Source organism: Micromonospora sp. ATLC16 (assembly GCF_057196645.1).
In genome coordinates this window covers 1-16,158 of record NZ_JBXUOW010000092.1, presented here as the reverse complement: position 1 = coordinate 16,158, position 16,158 = coordinate 1, and the positions used below count along the sequence as shown (strand labels likewise).

The window sequence follows — 16,158 nt, the reverse complement described above, 5'->3', positions numbered from 1 at the left end:
GCCCGGTCCCGGCACCGGCAGCGCCGGCCCGGCACGGCGGGGGCATGCGCGCCGCCTGGTCGGTGGTACGCGCCCGACCGGCCGCCCGGCTCGGCGTGTCCGCCGTGGCCGTGGGCCACCTGGTGATGGTGGCGGTGATGGCGATGACCCCGGTGCACCTGCGGGAGTACTACTCCGTCGACGAGGTGCTGCCCGTGGTCGGCCTGGTGCTCAGCCTGCACATCGCCGGCATGTACGCGCTGGCGCCGGTGGTCGGTTGGCTCGCCGACCGGTTCGGCCGCCGCCCGGTCATCCTCGGCGGGATCGCGACGCTGCTGGCCGCCTGCGCGGTCGCCGGCACCGCCGGGCACCACACGCCCCGGCTCACCGTCGGGCTGATCCTGCTCGGGCTCGGCTGGTCGGCGACCATGGTGGCCGGCTCCACCCTGCTGTCGGAGTCGGTACCGGACGAGGTGCGGCCCAGCGCCCAGGGCCTGTCCGACCTGCTCATGGGGCTGGCCGGCGCGTCGGCCGGAGCACTGAGCGGGTTTGTCATGCAACTGGCGGGCTATCCGGTGCTGACCCTGCTCGCCGCGGTCGCGGTGGCACCCCTGCTGGCGCTAGCGTTGCGTCCGGTGCCGGTGGGTGCATCGGACAGGAAGGACTGATCACGTGCGGCTGACCGACTTCTGGGCGCGCCTGGCCGAGGCGTTCGGGCCGGCGTACGCGGCCAGCATCGCCAGCGACCAGGTGCTGTCGGAACTCGGTGGACGAACCATCGAGCAGGCCCTCAAGGCCGGCGTGGAGACGCACGTGGTGTGGCGCGCCGTGGTCGCGGCCTACCCGGACCGGGTTCCCGCCCGGCTACGCTGAGCAGCCGATTCGTTACTTCCGCGTGTCTCTTGCCGAGTCGTACACCTGTTCGGCTATTGTCCACAGCGAGGTGCTCGTCCACAGGCCACGGCCAGTCGGCTGGTTTTCTGTCGGACCCAGCGCCTAGCGTGTCCCGCGTGACGCGAAGCTCAGGAAAGACGCCGGCGAAGGCAGGGGTGGCAACGATGGCGGCAGGTCCTGACCGGGAGAAGGCGCTCGACCTTGCTCTCGCTCAGATCGACAAGCAGTTCGGCAAGGGCTCGGTGATGCGGCTGGGGGAGCGGCCGGTCATCCAGACCTCGGTCATTCCGACCGGTTCCATCGCGCTCGACGTGGCGCTCGGCGTGGGCGGTCTGCCCCGTGGCCGGGTCGTCGAGGTGTACGGCCCGGAGAGCAGCGGTAAGTGCCTGACGGCCGACACGCATCTCTGGACGGACCGGGGCCTGGAGACCGTCGAGGAGCTCTTTACGCGATGCGGTCAGCCCGCAAGCTGCACCAGCCGGGTCACCGACATCCGTGACCTGGGTTTGCGGATGGTCAACGAGCGGGGCGAGCTCGAAGCCGTTGCCGCCTTGACCCACAACAACCGCAAGCCGGTGATCAAGCTCAAGCTGCGATCCGGGCGGACGGTTACCGCCACGAAGAACCACCCACTACGAGTGATGACCGACCGTGGATTCATCGCTTGGCGGAAGGTCGGCAACATCCGACCTGGCGACTTCGTGGTGTCGGCGACCTTCGGCGCATCGGAGGCCGCCCACGGCGACGGTCTTTCCGAGGACGAGGCCGTGGTCCTGGGCTACCTCGTCGCCGAGGGCTCGCTTGGCTACCAGCACGGCGTACGGTTCACCAACTGGGACCCAGAGGTGAGTGGTGAGTACCGCCACCTCATGGAGCAGGTGTTCGGCGTCGAGGTCCGCGACTACGACAATAAGGAGTTCGTCGTCTCGGGCGGGGCGTTCCGCAAGCGCATCGCCGAGGAGTACGGCCTCGACTATGTCACCGCGCACGGCAAGACCGTTCCCTACCGGGTGCGCACCGCAGGTCACAAGGTGCAGCGCGCCTTCTTGTCGGCGCTCTTCGAGGGTGACGGATGGATCGACGAGAGTTCGACCATCGGGCTCGGCACCGCGTCCGAGCAGCTGGCCCGTGAGGTACAGCTACTGCTCTACGGACTCAACATCCCCAACACCGTCTCCTCAAAGTGGAACGAGACGTACCAGCACCACTACTGGACCGTGACGGTCGATCCATCGGTGGCGCACAGGTTCGTCGACGAGGTCGGATTCCGCTCGGCTCGGCGTCGTGCACAGGTCGAGCGGTGCTTCCGCACCAGTGAGCGGGACGCCCAGTTCGAGAACATCCCTCACCTCGAGGGCCTCATTCAAGACCTGCGCGACGACTGTGGTGGTGATCGGGCATTCGACAGGGTCGCGGGAGACCTGTTCCGTACGGACATCGAGTTGGCCTGCTCCCGTAGCCGCTTGACCAAGATCGTGGAATGGGGGGAGCAGCGCTGGGAGCGCCTGTCGGCGTCAGGCCAGGCGATCGTGACGCACCTCAAGCACCTGGCCACCTCCTCCTACACCTATGAGCAGGTCGTCGAGGCCGCCGATGCGGGCACGCAACCCACCTTCGACGTGATGCTTCCGGGAACGCATAGCTTCCTCGCGAACGGAATGCTCTCCCACAACACCACGGTCGCCCTGCACGCGGTGGCCAACGCCCAGCGGGCCGGCGGTATCGCCGCCTTCATCGACGCCGAGCACGCGCTCGACCCGGAGTACGCCAGGGCCCTCGGTGTCGACACCGACGCCCTGCTGGTCTCCCAGCCGGACACCGGCGAGCAGGCGCTGGAGATCGCGGACATGCTGGTCCGCTCCGGCGCGATCGACATCATCGTGATCGACTCGGTGGCCGCGCTGGTGCCGCGCGCCGAGATCGAGGGCGAGATGGGCGACAGCCACGTCGGTCTCCAGGCCCGGCTGATGAGCCAGGCGCTGCGGAAGATCACCGGCGTGCTCAACAACACCGGCACCACCGCGATCTTCATCAACCAGCTCCGCGAGAAGATCGGTGTCATGTTCGGGTGCATGTCGTACTCGACCCGGGTCACTCTGGCCGACGGCACGCAGGAGAAGATCGGCAAGATCGTCAACCAGCGGATGAACGTCGAGGTCCTCTCCTACAACCCGGACACCGACCGGGTGGAGCCGAAGCGGATCACCAACTGGTTCAACAACGGCCCGGCAGAGCAGTTCCTCCAGTTCACTGTCGCCAAGTCGGGGGGCAACGGGCGGGCGCAGTTCGCCGCCACCGCCAACCACCTGGTACGCACGCCCGGCGGTTGGCGGGAGGCGGGCGAGTTGATCGCGGGTGACCGGGTGATGCTCGCCGAGTCACGCCGCCTCAGCGAGCAGCAGTGGCAGGTCGTGCTCGGCTCGCTGATGGGCGATGGTGCCCTGTCGCCGAACCGCCAGGACCGCTCCGGTGTCCGCTTCCGGCTCGGCCACGGTGCACAGCAGGTCGACTACCTCGACTGGAAGGTCTCGCTGCTGGGCAACATCGGCCACTCCCGGCGCACCGACGCGCGGGGCGCTGCCTTCGTCGACTTCACTCCGCTGCCGGAGTTGGACGAGCTGCGTCGCGCGGTCTACCTGGGTGACGGCAAGAAGCACCTCAGCTGGGACTACCTCAAGGCGCTGACCCCGCTCGCCCTCGCCGTGTGGTACATGGACGATGGGTGCTTCACCGTCCGCTCCAAGGGCTTGCAGGAGCGCACGGCCGGCGGTTCCGGCCGGATCGAGATCTGCGTCGAGGCGATGGCGGAGGGCAGCCGGGACCGTCTGGTGGAGCATCTGCGCGACGCGTACGGCATGAACGTGAAGCTGGTGGCCAGGGGGGCCCGGCAGACGGCGTCGATTGTCTTCACGACGGAGTCTTCGGCGAGGTTCCAGGAACTGGTCGCTCCCTACGTGCCGGCGGCGATGGAGGCCAAGCTGCTGCCGCGCTTCCAGGGCCAGTGCACCGTCGAGCCGCAGTTCGTCCCGGCGGAGCTGATGCCGGTGCCCGCGCGGATCGTCGATGTCCGGGTCAAGCCGAAAACCCGCTCGATGAACCGGTTCGACATCGAGGTCGAGGGCAACCACAACTACTTTGTCGACGGCGTCATGGTGCACAACAGCCCTGAGACCACCACCGGTGGGCGGGCGTTGAAGTTCTACGCCTCGGTCCGGCTCGACGTGCGGCGCATCGAGAGCCTGAAGGACGGCACCGACGTGGTCGGTAACCGCACCCGGGTCAAGGTCGTGAAGAACAAGTGCCTCGCCGAGGGCACCATGGTGTTCGACCCTGTCACCGGCCGCGCCAACCGGATCGAGGACATCGTCGACGGGCGGATGCCTGTCTCCGTGGTGGCAGCGGCGAAGGACGGCATGCTGCACGCCCGCCCTGTCGTCTCCTGGTTCGACCAGGGAGAACAGGATGTCATCGGGGTACGTCTGCGTGGCGGTGCCACGGTCTGGGCGACCCCCGATCACAAGGTCTTGACCGATCGGGGCTGGAAGGTGGCCGGCGAGTTGGGTGCCGGAGACCGGGTTGCGCAGCCTCGACAGTTCCTGGGTTTCGGCGAGCATGAGCCCTACTCGCCCGAGCAGGCACGAATGCTCGGCTACCTGATTGGTGACGGATATGTCGGTGGGAAGACCCCGCTGCAGTTCATCAACATCCAGGAGTCGCTGAAGGCCGACGCGGCGCGCATCGCCGCAGGGCTCGGCTGCGACACACACGAGCATGACGGCAAGTTGGCCATCTCGTTCTCCCACCGTCAGGGTGAGCGCAACGAGTTGCTGGCGTTGTGCCGACAAGCGGGGATCTACGGCAAGCTGGCCTGGGAGAAGACCATCCCCGCCGAGTTCTTCGATCCGGGTCTTTCCCGCGAGGTGGCAGGCAACCTGCTTTTCGGCCTACTCGAAAGCGACGGCTGGGTGAGCATCGAGCAGACCGGTGCCATTCGGGTCGGCTACACGACTACCTCGGAGCAGTTGGCCCACCAACTCCACTGGTTGTTGCTGCGATACGGCATCACGAGTTCGGTTCGTCGCTACGACCCGACGGGTCAGCGCCCCAGCCTTATCAAGGGGCGTCGCATCCAGGCAAAGCGGTTGTGCTACGAGGTCCGGGTGGGCGGCAGTGACAACGTGGAGGCGTTCGCCGAAGCGGTTCCGCTGTGGGGACCGCGCGGGGTCATCCTTCGCGAGGCGCTCAACAGCCAGGAAGGGCGTCGGCGGGGCTCGCAGGCCGGCTACCTGTCGCCTGCGGTCACCGAGTCGGTGCTGGCACACCTGGCGGGTAAGGGCGTCACGGCTGTGCTCGCTGCTCAACTGATCGGCGCGACGGCCGGCAATTCGCGTGGTGGCATGAAGCAGGTTCTAGGGCTGCACCAGATCCGGCGGGATCGGTTGCAACTGCTGGCGGACGCGCTTGACGACGCTTTTTTGCGTGAACTGCTCACCGAGCAGGTGCGCTATTCGACCGTCAAGGAGATCCTGCCCGCGCGGCGTACGAGGACCTTTGATGTCGAGGTCGATGAGCTGCACACGCTGGTCGCTGACGACATCGTCGTACACAACTGCGCAGCTCCGTTCAAGCAGGCCGAGTTCGACATCATGTACGGCAAGGGCATCTCCCGTGAGGGTTCCCTGATCGACGTCGGTGTCGAGCAGTCGATCATCCGCAAGTCCGGTGCCTGGTACACCTACGAGGGCGACCAGTTGGGCCAGGGCAAGGAGAAGGCTCGCGAGTTCCTCCGGGAGAACCCGGACGTGGCCGCCGAGATCGAGAAGAAGATCCTGGAGAAGCTCGGCGTCGGGGTCGGCGCGGGCGACGCCGCCGGTGGCCCGGAGCTGCCGCCGGTCGACTTCTGATCCTGAGTCGTGGCAGGACGACGTGCTCGCTCGGGGCGGGGCTGGGATGCCAGTCCGCCCCGCGCGGGTGACCCCACACCACGACCCCGCCGAGGCCGCCGCGCCGCCGGAGACTCCGCACGCGAGGACGCGGCATCCGCGCCTCGTGACGAGGCCGAGGTGGCCCGGGAGATCTGTCTGCGACAGCTCGCGGTGCGTCCGCGTACCCGTGCCGAGCTGGCCACCGCGTTGGCGCGGCGGGGCATCTCCGAGGAGACCGCAACCCAGGTCCTCGACCGGTACGACGAGGTCGGCATCATCGACGACGCCGCGTTCGCCCGGGCCTGGGTGAGCAGCCGGCACGCCGGCCGTGGGCTGGCGCGCCGAGCACTGGCCAACGAGCTGCGCCAGCGCGGTGTGGACGGCGGCACGGCCAGCGAGGCGCTGGACGAGCTGGACGAGACCACCGAGGCGGAGACCGCCCGCGCCCTCGTGGAGCGGAAGCTGCGGACCGCCCGGGGCGAGCCGGACGCGGTGTTCCGGCGGCTGGTCGGCATGCTGGCCCGCAAGGGCTACCCGGCCGGTGTCGCGATCCGGGCGGTGAAGGACGCGATCGCCGCGCAGAGCGCCGAGGCGGCCGAGTTCGCCGAGCAGATCGACGCCGACGTCCTCGCCGACGCCGAGGGTGAGATCGACCGCTGACCGCGCGTTCGCGCTGTCGTGCCGTCCACCAGCTGTGATCTCGGCCAGGCCCGTCCCGGGGGCCGCGGGTGATGCGTTGGGCGCGGGTGTCGACGACCACCTCCGCAACGCGACCAGCTCCGATGAGTCAACTCGGCGTCGTTCGTTCGTCTTTTTTGCCCGCTGGCGTCCGAGTGTTCATACTCGGAGAGTGACGAGTTAACTTCTCTCCGTCCGGGTGGTTTGATCATCTGTCCTTGACCGGAGGCCGGTTGAGACCTAGCCTCGCCGTAAAGGCTCACATTGCCCGACCAAGCGCAGGCTAAGCGCACAACATAGATCCCGTAACAGAACAGCATCACTTTGGCCGGCACTCTCGGCCGCGTACGTCAGCTCCGGACAGGCCGGTCCGGGCTCGCGTGACACTGCACCCGGCCCGCCGACGGCCGTCAGGGACGTCGGCGGAGGAAGCCAACCCACGGCCTGCGCTCCGGTCGGGCGTCCAGAGTCGCAGGAGCGTGCCCACCCGGCAGGCTGTTGCGGCGCGACGGTTCAGGGGAGGCGCGCCATGGCGAGGCGGCACAGGTTCACCGGAGTCCCGGCATGAGCGAGCGGAGCGGGCCGACCGTGAGGCTTTGTTCGGCGCTGCCCGCCAGGGGTGCGCGGCGGAACGGAGCGTCGGCATGAGCGCGGGGGCGGGCGCTCCCGGTGCGGCGGAGGCCGGTGCCGGCGACGACGGTGAGCAGAGTTCCGGCCGACCTGCCGTGGCCCCGGTGGTCGCCGACCGGCCGGACGGAGCCGGCCGATGAGCACCTTCGATGTCGTGATACTGGTCGCCGTGCTGGTGCTGACCCTCGTGGTGCTCGGCGCGGTGCTGTTCGGCGTGCGGCTGATCCGGGGTTTCATGTCGCGTCCGGCGGTGGAGGATCCGGCGTACGTCGCGGAGAAGGATCGGCAGGAGCAGTCGCTGGCCGCGCTGCGGACGGCCGCCGACGAGGCGAACAGCACCATCGACGTGGCGAAGTCGGCGGCGGCGGCGGCCCGCGCCGAGGCGGCGGCGGCCGGGGCCGAGGCGAAGGCCGCCCGGGCGGAGGCGCGTCGGGTGCTCGACAACGCTCGCGCCGAGGCGGACACGGTGCTCGAACGGGCACACAAGCAGGCCGAGGCGGACGCCGAGCAGTTGCGCACGGCGGCCCGGCGCAGCGGTGAGCGGGAGGTGGCGGTGCTGGCCGCGACCACCCGGGAGCAGGCCGCCGAGGTGGAGCGGCGGGCGACCCGGATGGACGAGCGGGAGCGGCTGCACACCGAGGAGGTGGAGCGGTTCGCGGAACGGGAACGCCAGCTCACGGCGGCCAACGCGGCGCTGGCGGCCCGCGAGGCGGCGCTGGCCGAGCGGGAGTCCGATCTCGCCGAGGTGGAGAACCAGCGGCGACGTGAGTTGGAGCGGGTCGCCGGGTTGACCGCCGACGCCGCGCGGACCGAGTTGGTCGAGTCTATCGAGGGCCAGGCGAAACGGGAGGCCGCGCTGCTGGTCCGGGACATCGAGTCCGACGCGAGGTCGACCGCCGAGCAGCGGGCCCGGCACATCGTGGTCGACGCCATCCAGCGGGTGGCCAGCGAGCAGACCGCCGAGAGCGTGGTCAGCGTGCTGCACCTGCCGGGCGACGAGATGAAGGGTCGGATCATCGGCCGGGAGGGCCGCAACATCCGGGCCTTCGAGTCGGTCACCGGGGTGAACCTGATCATCGACGACACTCCCGAGGCGGTGCTGCTGTCCTGCTTCGACCCGGTGCGCCGGGAGGTCGGCCGGTTGACGCTGGAGAAGCTGGTGTTGGACGGCCGGATCCACCCGCACCGCATCGAGGAGGTGCACGAGCTGGCCCGCCAGGAGGTGGACCAGCTCTGCCAACGGGCCGCCGATGACGCCCTGGTGGAGGTCGGCATCACCGAGATCCATTCGGAGCTGGTCACCCTGCTGGGTCGGTTGCGCTACCGCACGTCGTACGGGCAGAACGTGCTCAAGCACCTGGTGGAGACCGCGCACATCGCCGGGATCATGGCCGCCGAGCTGCGGCTGGACGTGCCGTTGATCAAGCGGTCGGCGTTCCTGCACGACATCGGCAAGGCGCTCACCCACGAGGTGGAGGGCAGCCACGCCCTCATCGGCGCGGACGTGGCCCGGAAATACGGCGAGAACGAGGACGTGGTGCACGCCATCGAGGCGCACCACAACGAGGTGCCGCCGCAGACCGTGGAGGCGGTGCTGACGCAGGCGTCGGACGCCTGCTCGGGCGGGCGGCCGGGAGCGCGGCGGGAGAGCCTGGAGGCGTATGTCAAGCGGCTGGAGCGCATCGAGGAGATCGCCGCCGGCAAGGTCGGGGTGGACAAGGTCTTCGCGATGCAGGCGGGCCGCGAGATCCGGGTGATGGTCAAGCCCGACGACGTCGACGACATCGGTGCGGCGGTGCTGGCCCGGGACGTGGCCAAGCAGGTCGAGGAGGAGCTGACCTATCCGGGGCAGATCCGGGTGACGGTGGTCCGCGAGTCCCGGGTCACCGAGATCGCCCGCTGAGCGGTCACGAGGCCGGCCCGGAAGTGACCGGGCCGGCCTCGTGACCTCTGCCGGGCTTAGCTTCCGCCGCCACCGCCGGCACCCTCGGCCTGCGCCGTGAGCGCGGCCGGCGGCGGGTTCTGGGCTGGTGTCCCGACAGTCTTGCGGCCTCTTGAAAGTCGGTGCTGGACGTACTGGGCCAGCTTGGACAGCGAATAGTTGACGATGATGAAGAGCAACCCGATGACGACGTACACCTGGATTGGGTTGTCCAGCACGCCGATGATCTGTTTGCCGATGTTGAGGGTCTCTTCGTAGCTGATGATGAAGCCGAGCGAGGTGTCCTTGAGCACCACCACGAGCTGGCTGATCAGGGCCGGCAGCATGATCCGGAATGCCTGCGGTAGCAGGATCAGGTGGGTGGTCTGCAACGGCGAGAGACCGATTGCGCCGGCAGCCTCGGCCTGCCCGCTGGGCAGGCCCTCCATGCCCGAGCGGAGGATCTCGGCGATCACCACCGAGTTGTAGATGGTGAGGCCGATGACCAGGTACCACAGCGTGTCGAAGGAGATGCCGAACTCGGGGAAGCCGCGAGCCACGAAGAAGATCGTGATGACCACCGGCAGCCCTCGGAACACTTCGACGCAGATCCGGGTGATCGCGGAGAGCACGGCGGTGAGTCCGCGTGCCAGGTACGACAGCGGGGCGGCGAGACCGGTGAACCGGCGGCGGCCCAGGTGCTTGAGCTGGATCCGAAGCACGGCCAGCAGAGTGCCGACCACGAGCGAGGAGATGACGGCCAGCGCTGCAGCGGTCAGCGTGTTGCGGAACCCGTAGCCGATCTTGTCCCACACCTGGGAGAAGTACTCGTTCGAGGGGTCGATCAGCGGACCCCACAGCTCCATCGAGAACTGGCCCTTGTCCTCAAGCGGGCGGTAGACCAGGAAGTACGCGCCGGCGATCAGGACGAACGTGGCGGTGATGCTGCTGATCAATGTGACCCGGCGCTGGCGGGGCCCGGGTACGTCGTAGAGAACGCTGCTTTGCTGGTTCATCGGGCCACCGCCTGTCGCTTCTCGACCCGGTCCAGCAGCGCGCCGAGCGGGACTGTCATGATCAGGTATCCGATCGAGATGCCGATGGCGACGGGTACGAAGGCGTGGCCCTCGGCCGAGGTGAGTTGGTCGGAGGTCTGTGCGAGGTCACCCACCACCCCGAAGAAGCCGACCAGTGCGGAGTTCTTGATCATCGCGATGATCACGGAGCCCAGCGGTACCACGGACGCCTTCCAGGATTGCGGCAACACCACGTAGCGCAGGTTCTGACCGAACGTGAGCCCGAGTGAACGAGCGGCTTCCGCCTGACCCGCAGGCACGGCATTCACCCCCGAACGCAGGGCCTCACAGACGAAGGCGGCGGTGTAGAGGACCAAGGCGATCAGCGCGAACCGGAAGTACGGCAGGTCGGTGCCGAGCCGGCTGAAGATCCAATCAAGCCCGGGGATGCGGAGGAAGTCCGCGTTGGAGCCGAGGGCCGGCAGACCGAACGCGGCGAAGAACATCACCACGGTCAGCGGCAGGTTTCGGAAAATGTTGACGTAGCCGGTGCCGACGGCGCGCAGCGGCGGCACCGGCGAGATCCTCAGCACCGCCACGACGGCACCCAGGATCAGGGCGCCGATAGCGGCGAGGAGGCAGATCTGGAGGGTGAGCCAGAACCCGCCCGCGAAGACGTCGAACTTGTCGATGAGCACACTCACGGTCGGACTTCCTCTCCACCCTCCAGATCGGCGACTCAGTAGCGGTTGACGGCCGGGGCCTCGCCCAGTTCGGCACCGAACTTGCCGGCGGTGTCGTCCCAGGCCTTCTTCCAGCTGCCGTCGGCGTACGCCTTCTCCAGCGTGTCGTTGATGAAGTCGCGGAAGGCGGTGTCGTCCTTCTTGACGCCGATGCCGTACGGCTCCTTGGTGAAGTTTTCACCGGCGAGCTGGAACGACGCCTCGTCCTTGGCGATGAAGCCGAGCAGGATCACGTTGTCCGTGGTGACGGCGTCGACCTGCCCGCCCTTGAGGGCGTCGCGGCACTTGTCGTAGGTGTCGAAGAGCACCAGCTGGGAGCCGACGTCCTTGACGTACTTCTTGATCTCCTCGGCCGGGGTGGAGCCGGTGACGGAGCAGACCTTCTTGGTGCCGTCCTGGAACGAGTCCGGTCCGGTGATGCTGGTGTCGTCCTTCTTCACCATGATGTTCTGCCCGGCCTCGTAGTACGGCCCGGCGAAGGCGATCCGCTCTTTACGCGCGTCGTTGATCGTGTAGGTGGCCACGACCATGTCGACGGTGTCGTTGGTGATGAAGTCCTCGCGGACCTTCGAGGGGGTCTCCACCCACTCGATCTTGCTCTCGGGGATGCCGAGTTCCTTGACGATGATCTTTGCGATCTCGACGTCGAAGCCTTCCGGGCTGTCGGAGAGCCCCTTCTGGCCGAAACCGGGCTGGTCGAACTTCGTGCCGACCTTGATGGCCTGGGCCTTGTTCAGCCGCTCCATGGTGCTGCCGGCGGCGAAGGACTTGTCGCCGGAGCCGGTGTCGTCCCCAGCGTCGTCCCCGCCACAGGCGGTCACGCCGAGCGCGATGGTTGCGGCTGCCGCGAGCGCCGCAATGCGCGTGATACGCATACTCATCTCCTTCTTCGTCGGAGCGCGCCACGGAACGGCGCGCTCCCTCGTCAATCGCTAATGGGTGAGGATTTTGGAGAGGAAGTCTCGGGCCCGCTCGCTGCGTGGATTGGCGAAGAACTCGGTCGGGGGCGCGTCCTCGACCAGTTGCCCGTCGGCCATGAAGATGACCCGGTTGGCCGCGTGCCGCGCGAAGCCCATCTCGTGGGTGACCACGACCATGGTCATGCCGTCGCTCGCGAGGGAGGTCATCACGTCCAGCACCTCGCCGACCATCTCCGGGTCCAGCGCGCTGGTGGGCTCGTCGAAGAGCATCGCCTTGGGCTGCATGGCCAGCGCGCGGGCGATCGCGGCGCGCTGCTGCTGGCCGCCGGAGAGCTGGGCCGGGAACTTGTCGGCCTGGTTGGCGATGCCGACCCGGTCGAGCAGGGCGAGACCTCGCTCCCGGGCCGCCGCCGGCTTCTCCTTGCGGACCTTGATTGGGCCGAGGGTGACGTTCTCCAGGATCGTCTTGTGCGCGAAGAGGTTGAACGACTGGAACACCATGCCGACCTCGCTGCGCAGCCTGGCCAGGGCCTTGCCCTCGGCCGGCAGCGCCTGCCCGTCGAAGGTGATGGTGCCGGAGTTGATCGGCTCCAGCCGGTTGATGGTGCGGCACAGGGTCGACTTGCCGGAGCCGGAGGGGCCGATCACCACGACCACCTCACCCCGCCCCACCGACAGCGAGACGTCGTCGAGTACGTGCAGCGGCCCGAACCACTTGTTGACCGAGTCCAGCACGATGAGCGGTTCACCCGTCGCCACGTCGTCTGTCCTCCTCGTCGCTGTCGGGGGTCGGTCGACCCCCGGTAGCGGCCACTGTAGGCGGGGTGACGTGGCGGAACGCAACCCAGATGGTCACGGAGCGGTAACACCCTGGATGACCCGGCTCCGCCGTCCGAATTGATCCGCCCGGGTGGCGTCCCGTCCGCCTGACGGAGATCATGTGGGCATGACCGAGCCCGTGCGGCTGACCCGGTACGCCCGTGGCGGCGGCTGCGCCTGCAAGATCCCGCCGGGTGAGCTGGAGGCGATGGTGGCCGGCCTCGGCCCCACTGCCGGCACCGCCGAGCTGCTGGTCGGGTTGGACCACGGTGACGACGCCGCGGTGGTCCGGCTGGACGCGCGCACCGGCCTGGTGACCACGGCGGACTTCTTCACACCTGTGGTCGACGACGCGTACGACTGGGGTCGGATCGCCGCCACCAACGCCCTGTCCGACGTGTACGCGATGGGCGGCAGCCCGCTGGTGGCGCTCAACCTGCTCTGCTGGCCGCGCGAGGTGCTGCCGCTGGAGTTGGCCCGGGAGGTGCTGCGGGGCGGCCTGGACGTGGCCCGCGCAGCCGGCTGTCATCTGGCCGGCGGGCACAGCGTCGACGACGACGGTCCGAAGTACGGCCTGGCCGTCACCGGGCTGGTCCGGCCGGAGGAGCTGATCACCCTGGACGCCGGGCGGGCCGGGCTGCCGCTGTCGCTGACCAAACCGCTCGGCGTCGGCGTGCTCAACACCCGCCACAAGAGCACCGGGGAGAGCTTCCCGACGGCGGTGGCGGCGATGACCACCCTCAACCGGGACGCCGCGCTGGCGGCCGTGGCGGCCGGCGTGCGCTGCGGCACCGACGTGACCGGATTCGGTCTGCTCGGGCACGCCTCGAAGCTGGCCCGGGCGAGCCGGCTGACGGTGGCGATCGACATCGCCCGGGTGCCGTACCTGGCCGGTGCCCGCGAGGCGGTCCGCGACGGGTACGTCAGCGGTGGTTCCCGCCGCAACCTGGAGTGGGTCACCCCGTGGACGGACTTCGGCGCGGCGGCCGAGCAGGACGCGCTGTTGCTGGCCGACGCGCAGACCTCCGGCGGACTCCTGATCGCCGGGGAGATACCGGGTGCCCCGGTGATCGGTGAGCTGTTGCCCCCCGGCGAACACCGGGTCGTCCTGCGCTGAGCGAGGGTTTCGGTACGCGTGCCGTTACGTGGGAACGCGCACCATACCCGATAAACTGTCATCTTCCCGCTACTCGAAGCGATGAAGCTCAAGGAAATTTGGGCCAGAATGGTCACAGACCGGTAACTTGCCCCCGGCTGGGGGCAAATGCCCCGCACCATCGTCGGTAAGGCCCGATCCGGAGGCCGGTGGGGACGAGCACAGCGAGGAGACGGCATGACCGAGCTGTGGAACTGGAGAATCGACCAGGTACGACCGGTGGAGGTCTACCCGGCGCTGGCCGACGCGCTCGGTCAGGTGGTGATGCCGCTGGCGGTGGCTGATCCGCTCCGGCTGCCGACGTACGCGGTGGTGTGCGACGTCTGGCAGGCACCGGGGGAGTTCGCCACGATCGTGGACTGCTACGGCGTACCGGACGAGCTGCCCGAGCTGCCCAGCATCGCGGCGCTGGCCCGGCAGCTCGGCCGCAACTGCCTGCTGCGGGACGACACGCTCGACGACACCCGGCACCTGCTGGTGGCCCCGGACGGCAGCATCCGCCCGGTGCACTTCGACGTGCGGGAGACCGACGACGGCGAGGTGCTCAGCGAGCGCCGGCTGTGCACCGAGGCCGACCCGCGCTGCCGGGGCTGGTCGCGCTGCCACCGCTCCCGCTGGGCACCCGACTCGGTGAACCCGGCCCTGGCCGCCGCCTGACTCCCACGCCGCCGCGACGGGTCGGCTGCCGCCGCATCACCAACTCGTCGAGCAGGGTGCGGTTGGCAGCGGCGACCGGCGTCTCCTCGTTTGCGTCCGACTCCTCGGACCCGGCTACGCTGTGCACGTCATGACTACCGCAGCGGCGGGCGGCCCGCGCACCTACCAGGTGCGCACCTACGGCTGCCAGATGAACGTGCACGACTCCGAGCGCATCTCCGGCCTGCTGGAGCAGGCGGGTTACGTCCGCGCGGGCGAGGCCGAGGACACCCCCGACGTGGTGGTGTTCAACACCTGCGCGGTCCGCGAGAACGCGGACAACCGGCTCTACGGCAACCTCGGTCACCTGCGTCCGGTCAAGAACCGGCACCCCGGGATGCAGATCGCCGTCGGTGGCTGCCTGGCCCAGAAGGACCGGGGCGACATCGTCCGCCGGGCACCCTGGGTGGACGTGGTCTTCGGTACCCACAACATCGGCTCGCTGCCGGTGCTGCTGGAACGCGCCCGGCACAACGCCGCCGCCGAGGTGGAGATCCTCGAATCCCTCGACGTGTTCCCCTCGACACTGCCGACCCGCCGCGAGTCGACGTACGCCGGCTGGGTGTCGATCTCGGTGGGCTGCAACAACACCTGCACCTTCTGCATCGTGCCGGCGCTGCGCGGCAAGGAGAAGGACCGCCGACCCGGCGACATCCTCAGCGAGGTACGCGCCTTGGTCGACGAGGGCGTGCTGGAGGTGACCCTGCTCGGGCAGAACGTCAACTCCTACGGCGTCGAGTTCGGTGACCGGTACGCCTTCGGCAAGCTGCTGCGGGCCTGCGGCGACGTCGACGGGCTGGAGCGGGTCCGGTTCACCAGCCCACACCCGAAGGACTTCACCGACGACGTGATCGCGGCGATGGCCGAGACGCCGAACGTCTGCCCCTCGCTGCACATGCCGTTGCAGTCCGGCTCGGACGACGTGCTGCGCGCGATGCGCCGCTCGTACCGGTCGGAGAAGTACCTGGGCATCATCGATAAGGTCCGCGCGGCGATGCCCGACGCGGCGATCACCACCGACATCATCGTCGGCTTCCCCGGCGAGACCGAGGCGGACTTCGCGCGCACCCTGGACGTGGTCCGCGAGGCCCGGTTCTCCTCCGCGTTCACGTTCCAGTACTCCAAGCGTCCCGGCACCCCGGCCGCGAGCATGGACGGCCAGCTGCCCAAGCAGGTCGTGCAGGAGCGGTACGAGCGGCTGATCGCCTGCGTCGAGGAGATCACCTGGGCGGAGAACAAGAAGCTCGTCGGCGAGACCGTCGAGGTGCTGGTCGCCGTCGGCGAGGGCCGCAAGGACGAGCGGACCGGCCGGCTGTCGGGCCGGGCCCGCGACGGTCGCCTGGTGCACTTCGCGACGGACGATGCTGGCGCGATCCGGCCCGGTGACATCGTGCACACCACCATCACCTACGCCGCACCGCACCACCTCAACGCCGATGGCGCGCCGCTGTCGCACCGCCGGACCCGGGCCGGTGATGCGGCCGAGGCGGGTCGTTCACCGCGTACCCCCGGGGTGCTGCTGGGGCTGCCCACGATCGGCGCGCCGGCCCCGGCACCCGCGCCGACTACCGGCTGCGCCGTCTCGCCCTGAGCTAGTGCCAACGCCGTTCAGTTAGGCGTGGGCGTGGCTGGTCAAGGGGTGTGTTGATCAGGGAATGAGAGGCGGGGTTCCGGTATCAAGGTGTGTCACTCCAAGACAACCTGAACCAGGAACCCCGCTCGGTGGATCAGATTGCCATAACCCGGACGGTCACGGTAGCCGCAGGGCCGTTCGCGGCGGG

13 protein-coding genes are annotated in these 16,158 nt (G+C 68.8%); 9 read left to right on the top strand and 4 right to left on the bottom strand.

Annotated elements, in window-relative coordinates; all coding sequences use genetic code 11:
• From AC2CHE_RS24640 to rny, 6 genes are all read left to right on the top strand, one after another.
• A partial coding sequence (locus tag AC2CHE_RS24640; protein ID WP_484507230.1) for an MFS transporter occupies positions 1–647 on the top strand: 647 nt, incomplete at its 5' end.
• Between the two features lie 4 nt (positions 648–651).
• Positions 652–852 (top strand): DUF3046 domain-containing protein, encoded by a 201-nt coding sequence (locus AC2CHE_RS24635; RefSeq protein WP_093410215.1) that lies wholly within the window; start codon positions 652–654, stop codon positions 850–852.
• Between the two features lie 185 nt (positions 853–1,037).
• A complete protein-coding gene (locus tag AC2CHE_RS24630) occupies positions 1,038–5,777 on the top strand; it encodes an LAGLIDADG family homing endonuclease (RefSeq protein ID WP_484507229.1) in 4,740 nt (1,579 codons plus the stop codon).
• A gap of 9 nt (positions 5,778–5,786) precedes the next feature.
• Positions 5,787–6,458 (top strand): regulatory protein RecX, encoded by a 672-nt coding sequence (locus AC2CHE_RS24625; RefSeq protein ID WP_484507228.1) that lies wholly within the window; start codon positions 5,787–5,789, stop codon positions 6,456–6,458.
• A 662-nt stretch (positions 6,459–7,120) separates the two neighbouring features.
• Complete coding sequence (locus AC2CHE_RS24620) at positions 7,121–7,246, top strand: hypothetical protein (protein WP_484507227.1); 126 nt, start codon at positions 7,121–7,123, stop codon at positions 7,244–7,246.
• A complete protein-coding gene (gene rny / locus AC2CHE_RS24615) occupies positions 7,243–9,009 on the top strand; it encodes a ribonuclease Y (RefSeq protein WP_484507226.1) in 1,767 nt (588 codons plus the stop codon). Before AC2CHE_RS24620 ends, rny begins: the two co-directional genes overlap by 4 nt.
• Before the next feature lie 56 nt (positions 9,010–9,065).
• Here the strand turns inward: rny and AC2CHE_RS24610 are convergent, their stop codons facing one another.
• From AC2CHE_RS24610 to AC2CHE_RS24595, 4 genes are read right to left on the bottom strand one after another with little or no spacing between them, the layout of a single operon-like run.
• Positions 9,066–10,043: an amino acid ABC transporter permease gene (locus AC2CHE_RS24610; RefSeq protein WP_484507225.1), complete on the bottom strand. Its 978-nt coding sequence runs from the start codon at positions 10,041–10,043 to the stop codon at positions 9,066–9,068.
• Entirely contained in the window at positions 10,040–10,747 is a 708-nt protein-coding gene (locus AC2CHE_RS24605) for an amino acid ABC transporter permease (RefSeq protein WP_484507224.1), read from the bottom strand. The genes AC2CHE_RS24610 and AC2CHE_RS24605 overlap by 4 nt, the downstream gene beginning before the upstream one ends.
• Before the next feature lie 35 nt (positions 10,748–10,782).
• A complete protein-coding gene (locus tag AC2CHE_RS24600) occupies positions 10,783–11,661 on the bottom strand; it encodes a glutamate ABC transporter substrate-binding protein (RefSeq protein ID WP_484507223.1) in 879 nt (292 codons plus the stop codon).
• A 57-nt stretch (positions 11,662–11,718) separates the two neighbouring features.
• A complete protein-coding gene (locus AC2CHE_RS24595) occupies positions 11,719–12,465 on the bottom strand; it encodes an amino acid ABC transporter ATP-binding protein (RefSeq protein WP_484507222.1) in 747 nt (248 codons plus the stop codon).
• A gap of 187 nt (positions 12,466–12,652) precedes the next feature.
• Here AC2CHE_RS24595 and selD point away from each other — a divergent pair, with 187 nt between their 5' ends.
• From selD to miaB, 3 genes are all read left to right on the top strand, one after another.
• Complete coding sequence (gene selD, locus AC2CHE_RS24590) at positions 12,653–13,642, top strand: selenide, water dikinase SelD (RefSeq protein WP_484507221.1); 990 nt, start codon at positions 12,653–12,655, stop codon at positions 13,640–13,642.
• A 216-nt stretch (positions 13,643–13,858) separates the two neighbouring features.
• A complete protein-coding gene (locus AC2CHE_RS24585) occupies positions 13,859–14,338 on the top strand; it encodes a hypothetical protein (protein WP_484507220.1) in 480 nt (159 codons plus the stop codon).
• Positions 14,339–14,468: 130 nt separating this feature from the next.
• Positions 14,469–15,968 carry a tRNA (N6-isopentenyl adenosine(37)-C2)-methylthiotransferase MiaB gene (gene miaB / locus AC2CHE_RS24580; RefSeq protein WP_484507219.1) on the top strand — a complete coding sequence of 500 codons (1,500 nt, stop codon included), beginning with the start codon at positions 14,469–14,471 and terminating at the stop codon, positions 15,966–15,968.
• Positions 15,969–16,158 lie beyond the last annotated feature (190 nt).

What these genes read in the sequence shown, in the direction of transcription:
- AC2CHE_RS24620 (WP_484507227.1), top strand. Translation starts at nt 7,121, where the DNA reads ATGAGCGCGGGGGCGGGCGCTCCCGGTGCGGCGGAGGCCGGTGCCGGC.
- rny (WP_484507226.1), top strand. Translation starts at nt 7,243, where the DNA reads ATGAGCACCTTCGATGTCGTGATACTGGTCGCCGTGCTGGTGCTGACC.
- miaB (WP_484507219.1), top strand. Translation starts at nt 14,469, where the DNA reads ATGACTACCGCAGCGGCGGGCGGCCCGCGCACCTACCAGGTGCGCACC.
- AC2CHE_RS24600 (WP_484507223.1), bottom strand. Translation starts at nt 11,661, where the DNA reads ATGCGTATCACGCGCATTGCGGCGCTCGCGGCAGCCGCAACCATCGCG.
- AC2CHE_RS24585 (WP_484507220.1), top strand. Translation starts at nt 13,859, where the DNA reads ATGACCGAGCTGTGGAACTGGAGAATCGACCAGGTACGACCGGTGGAG.
- AC2CHE_RS24610 (WP_484507225.1), bottom strand. Translation starts at nt 10,043, where the DNA reads ATGAACCAGCAAAGCAGCGTTCTCTACGACGTACCCGGGCCCCGCCAG.
- selD (WP_484507221.1), top strand. Translation starts at nt 12,653, where the DNA reads ATGACCGAGCCCGTGCGGCTGACCCGGTACGCCCGTGGCGGCGGCTGC.
- AC2CHE_RS24630 (WP_484507229.1), top strand. Translation starts at nt 1,038, where the DNA reads ATGGCGGCAGGTCCTGACCGGGAGAAGGCGCTCGACCTTGCTCTCGCT.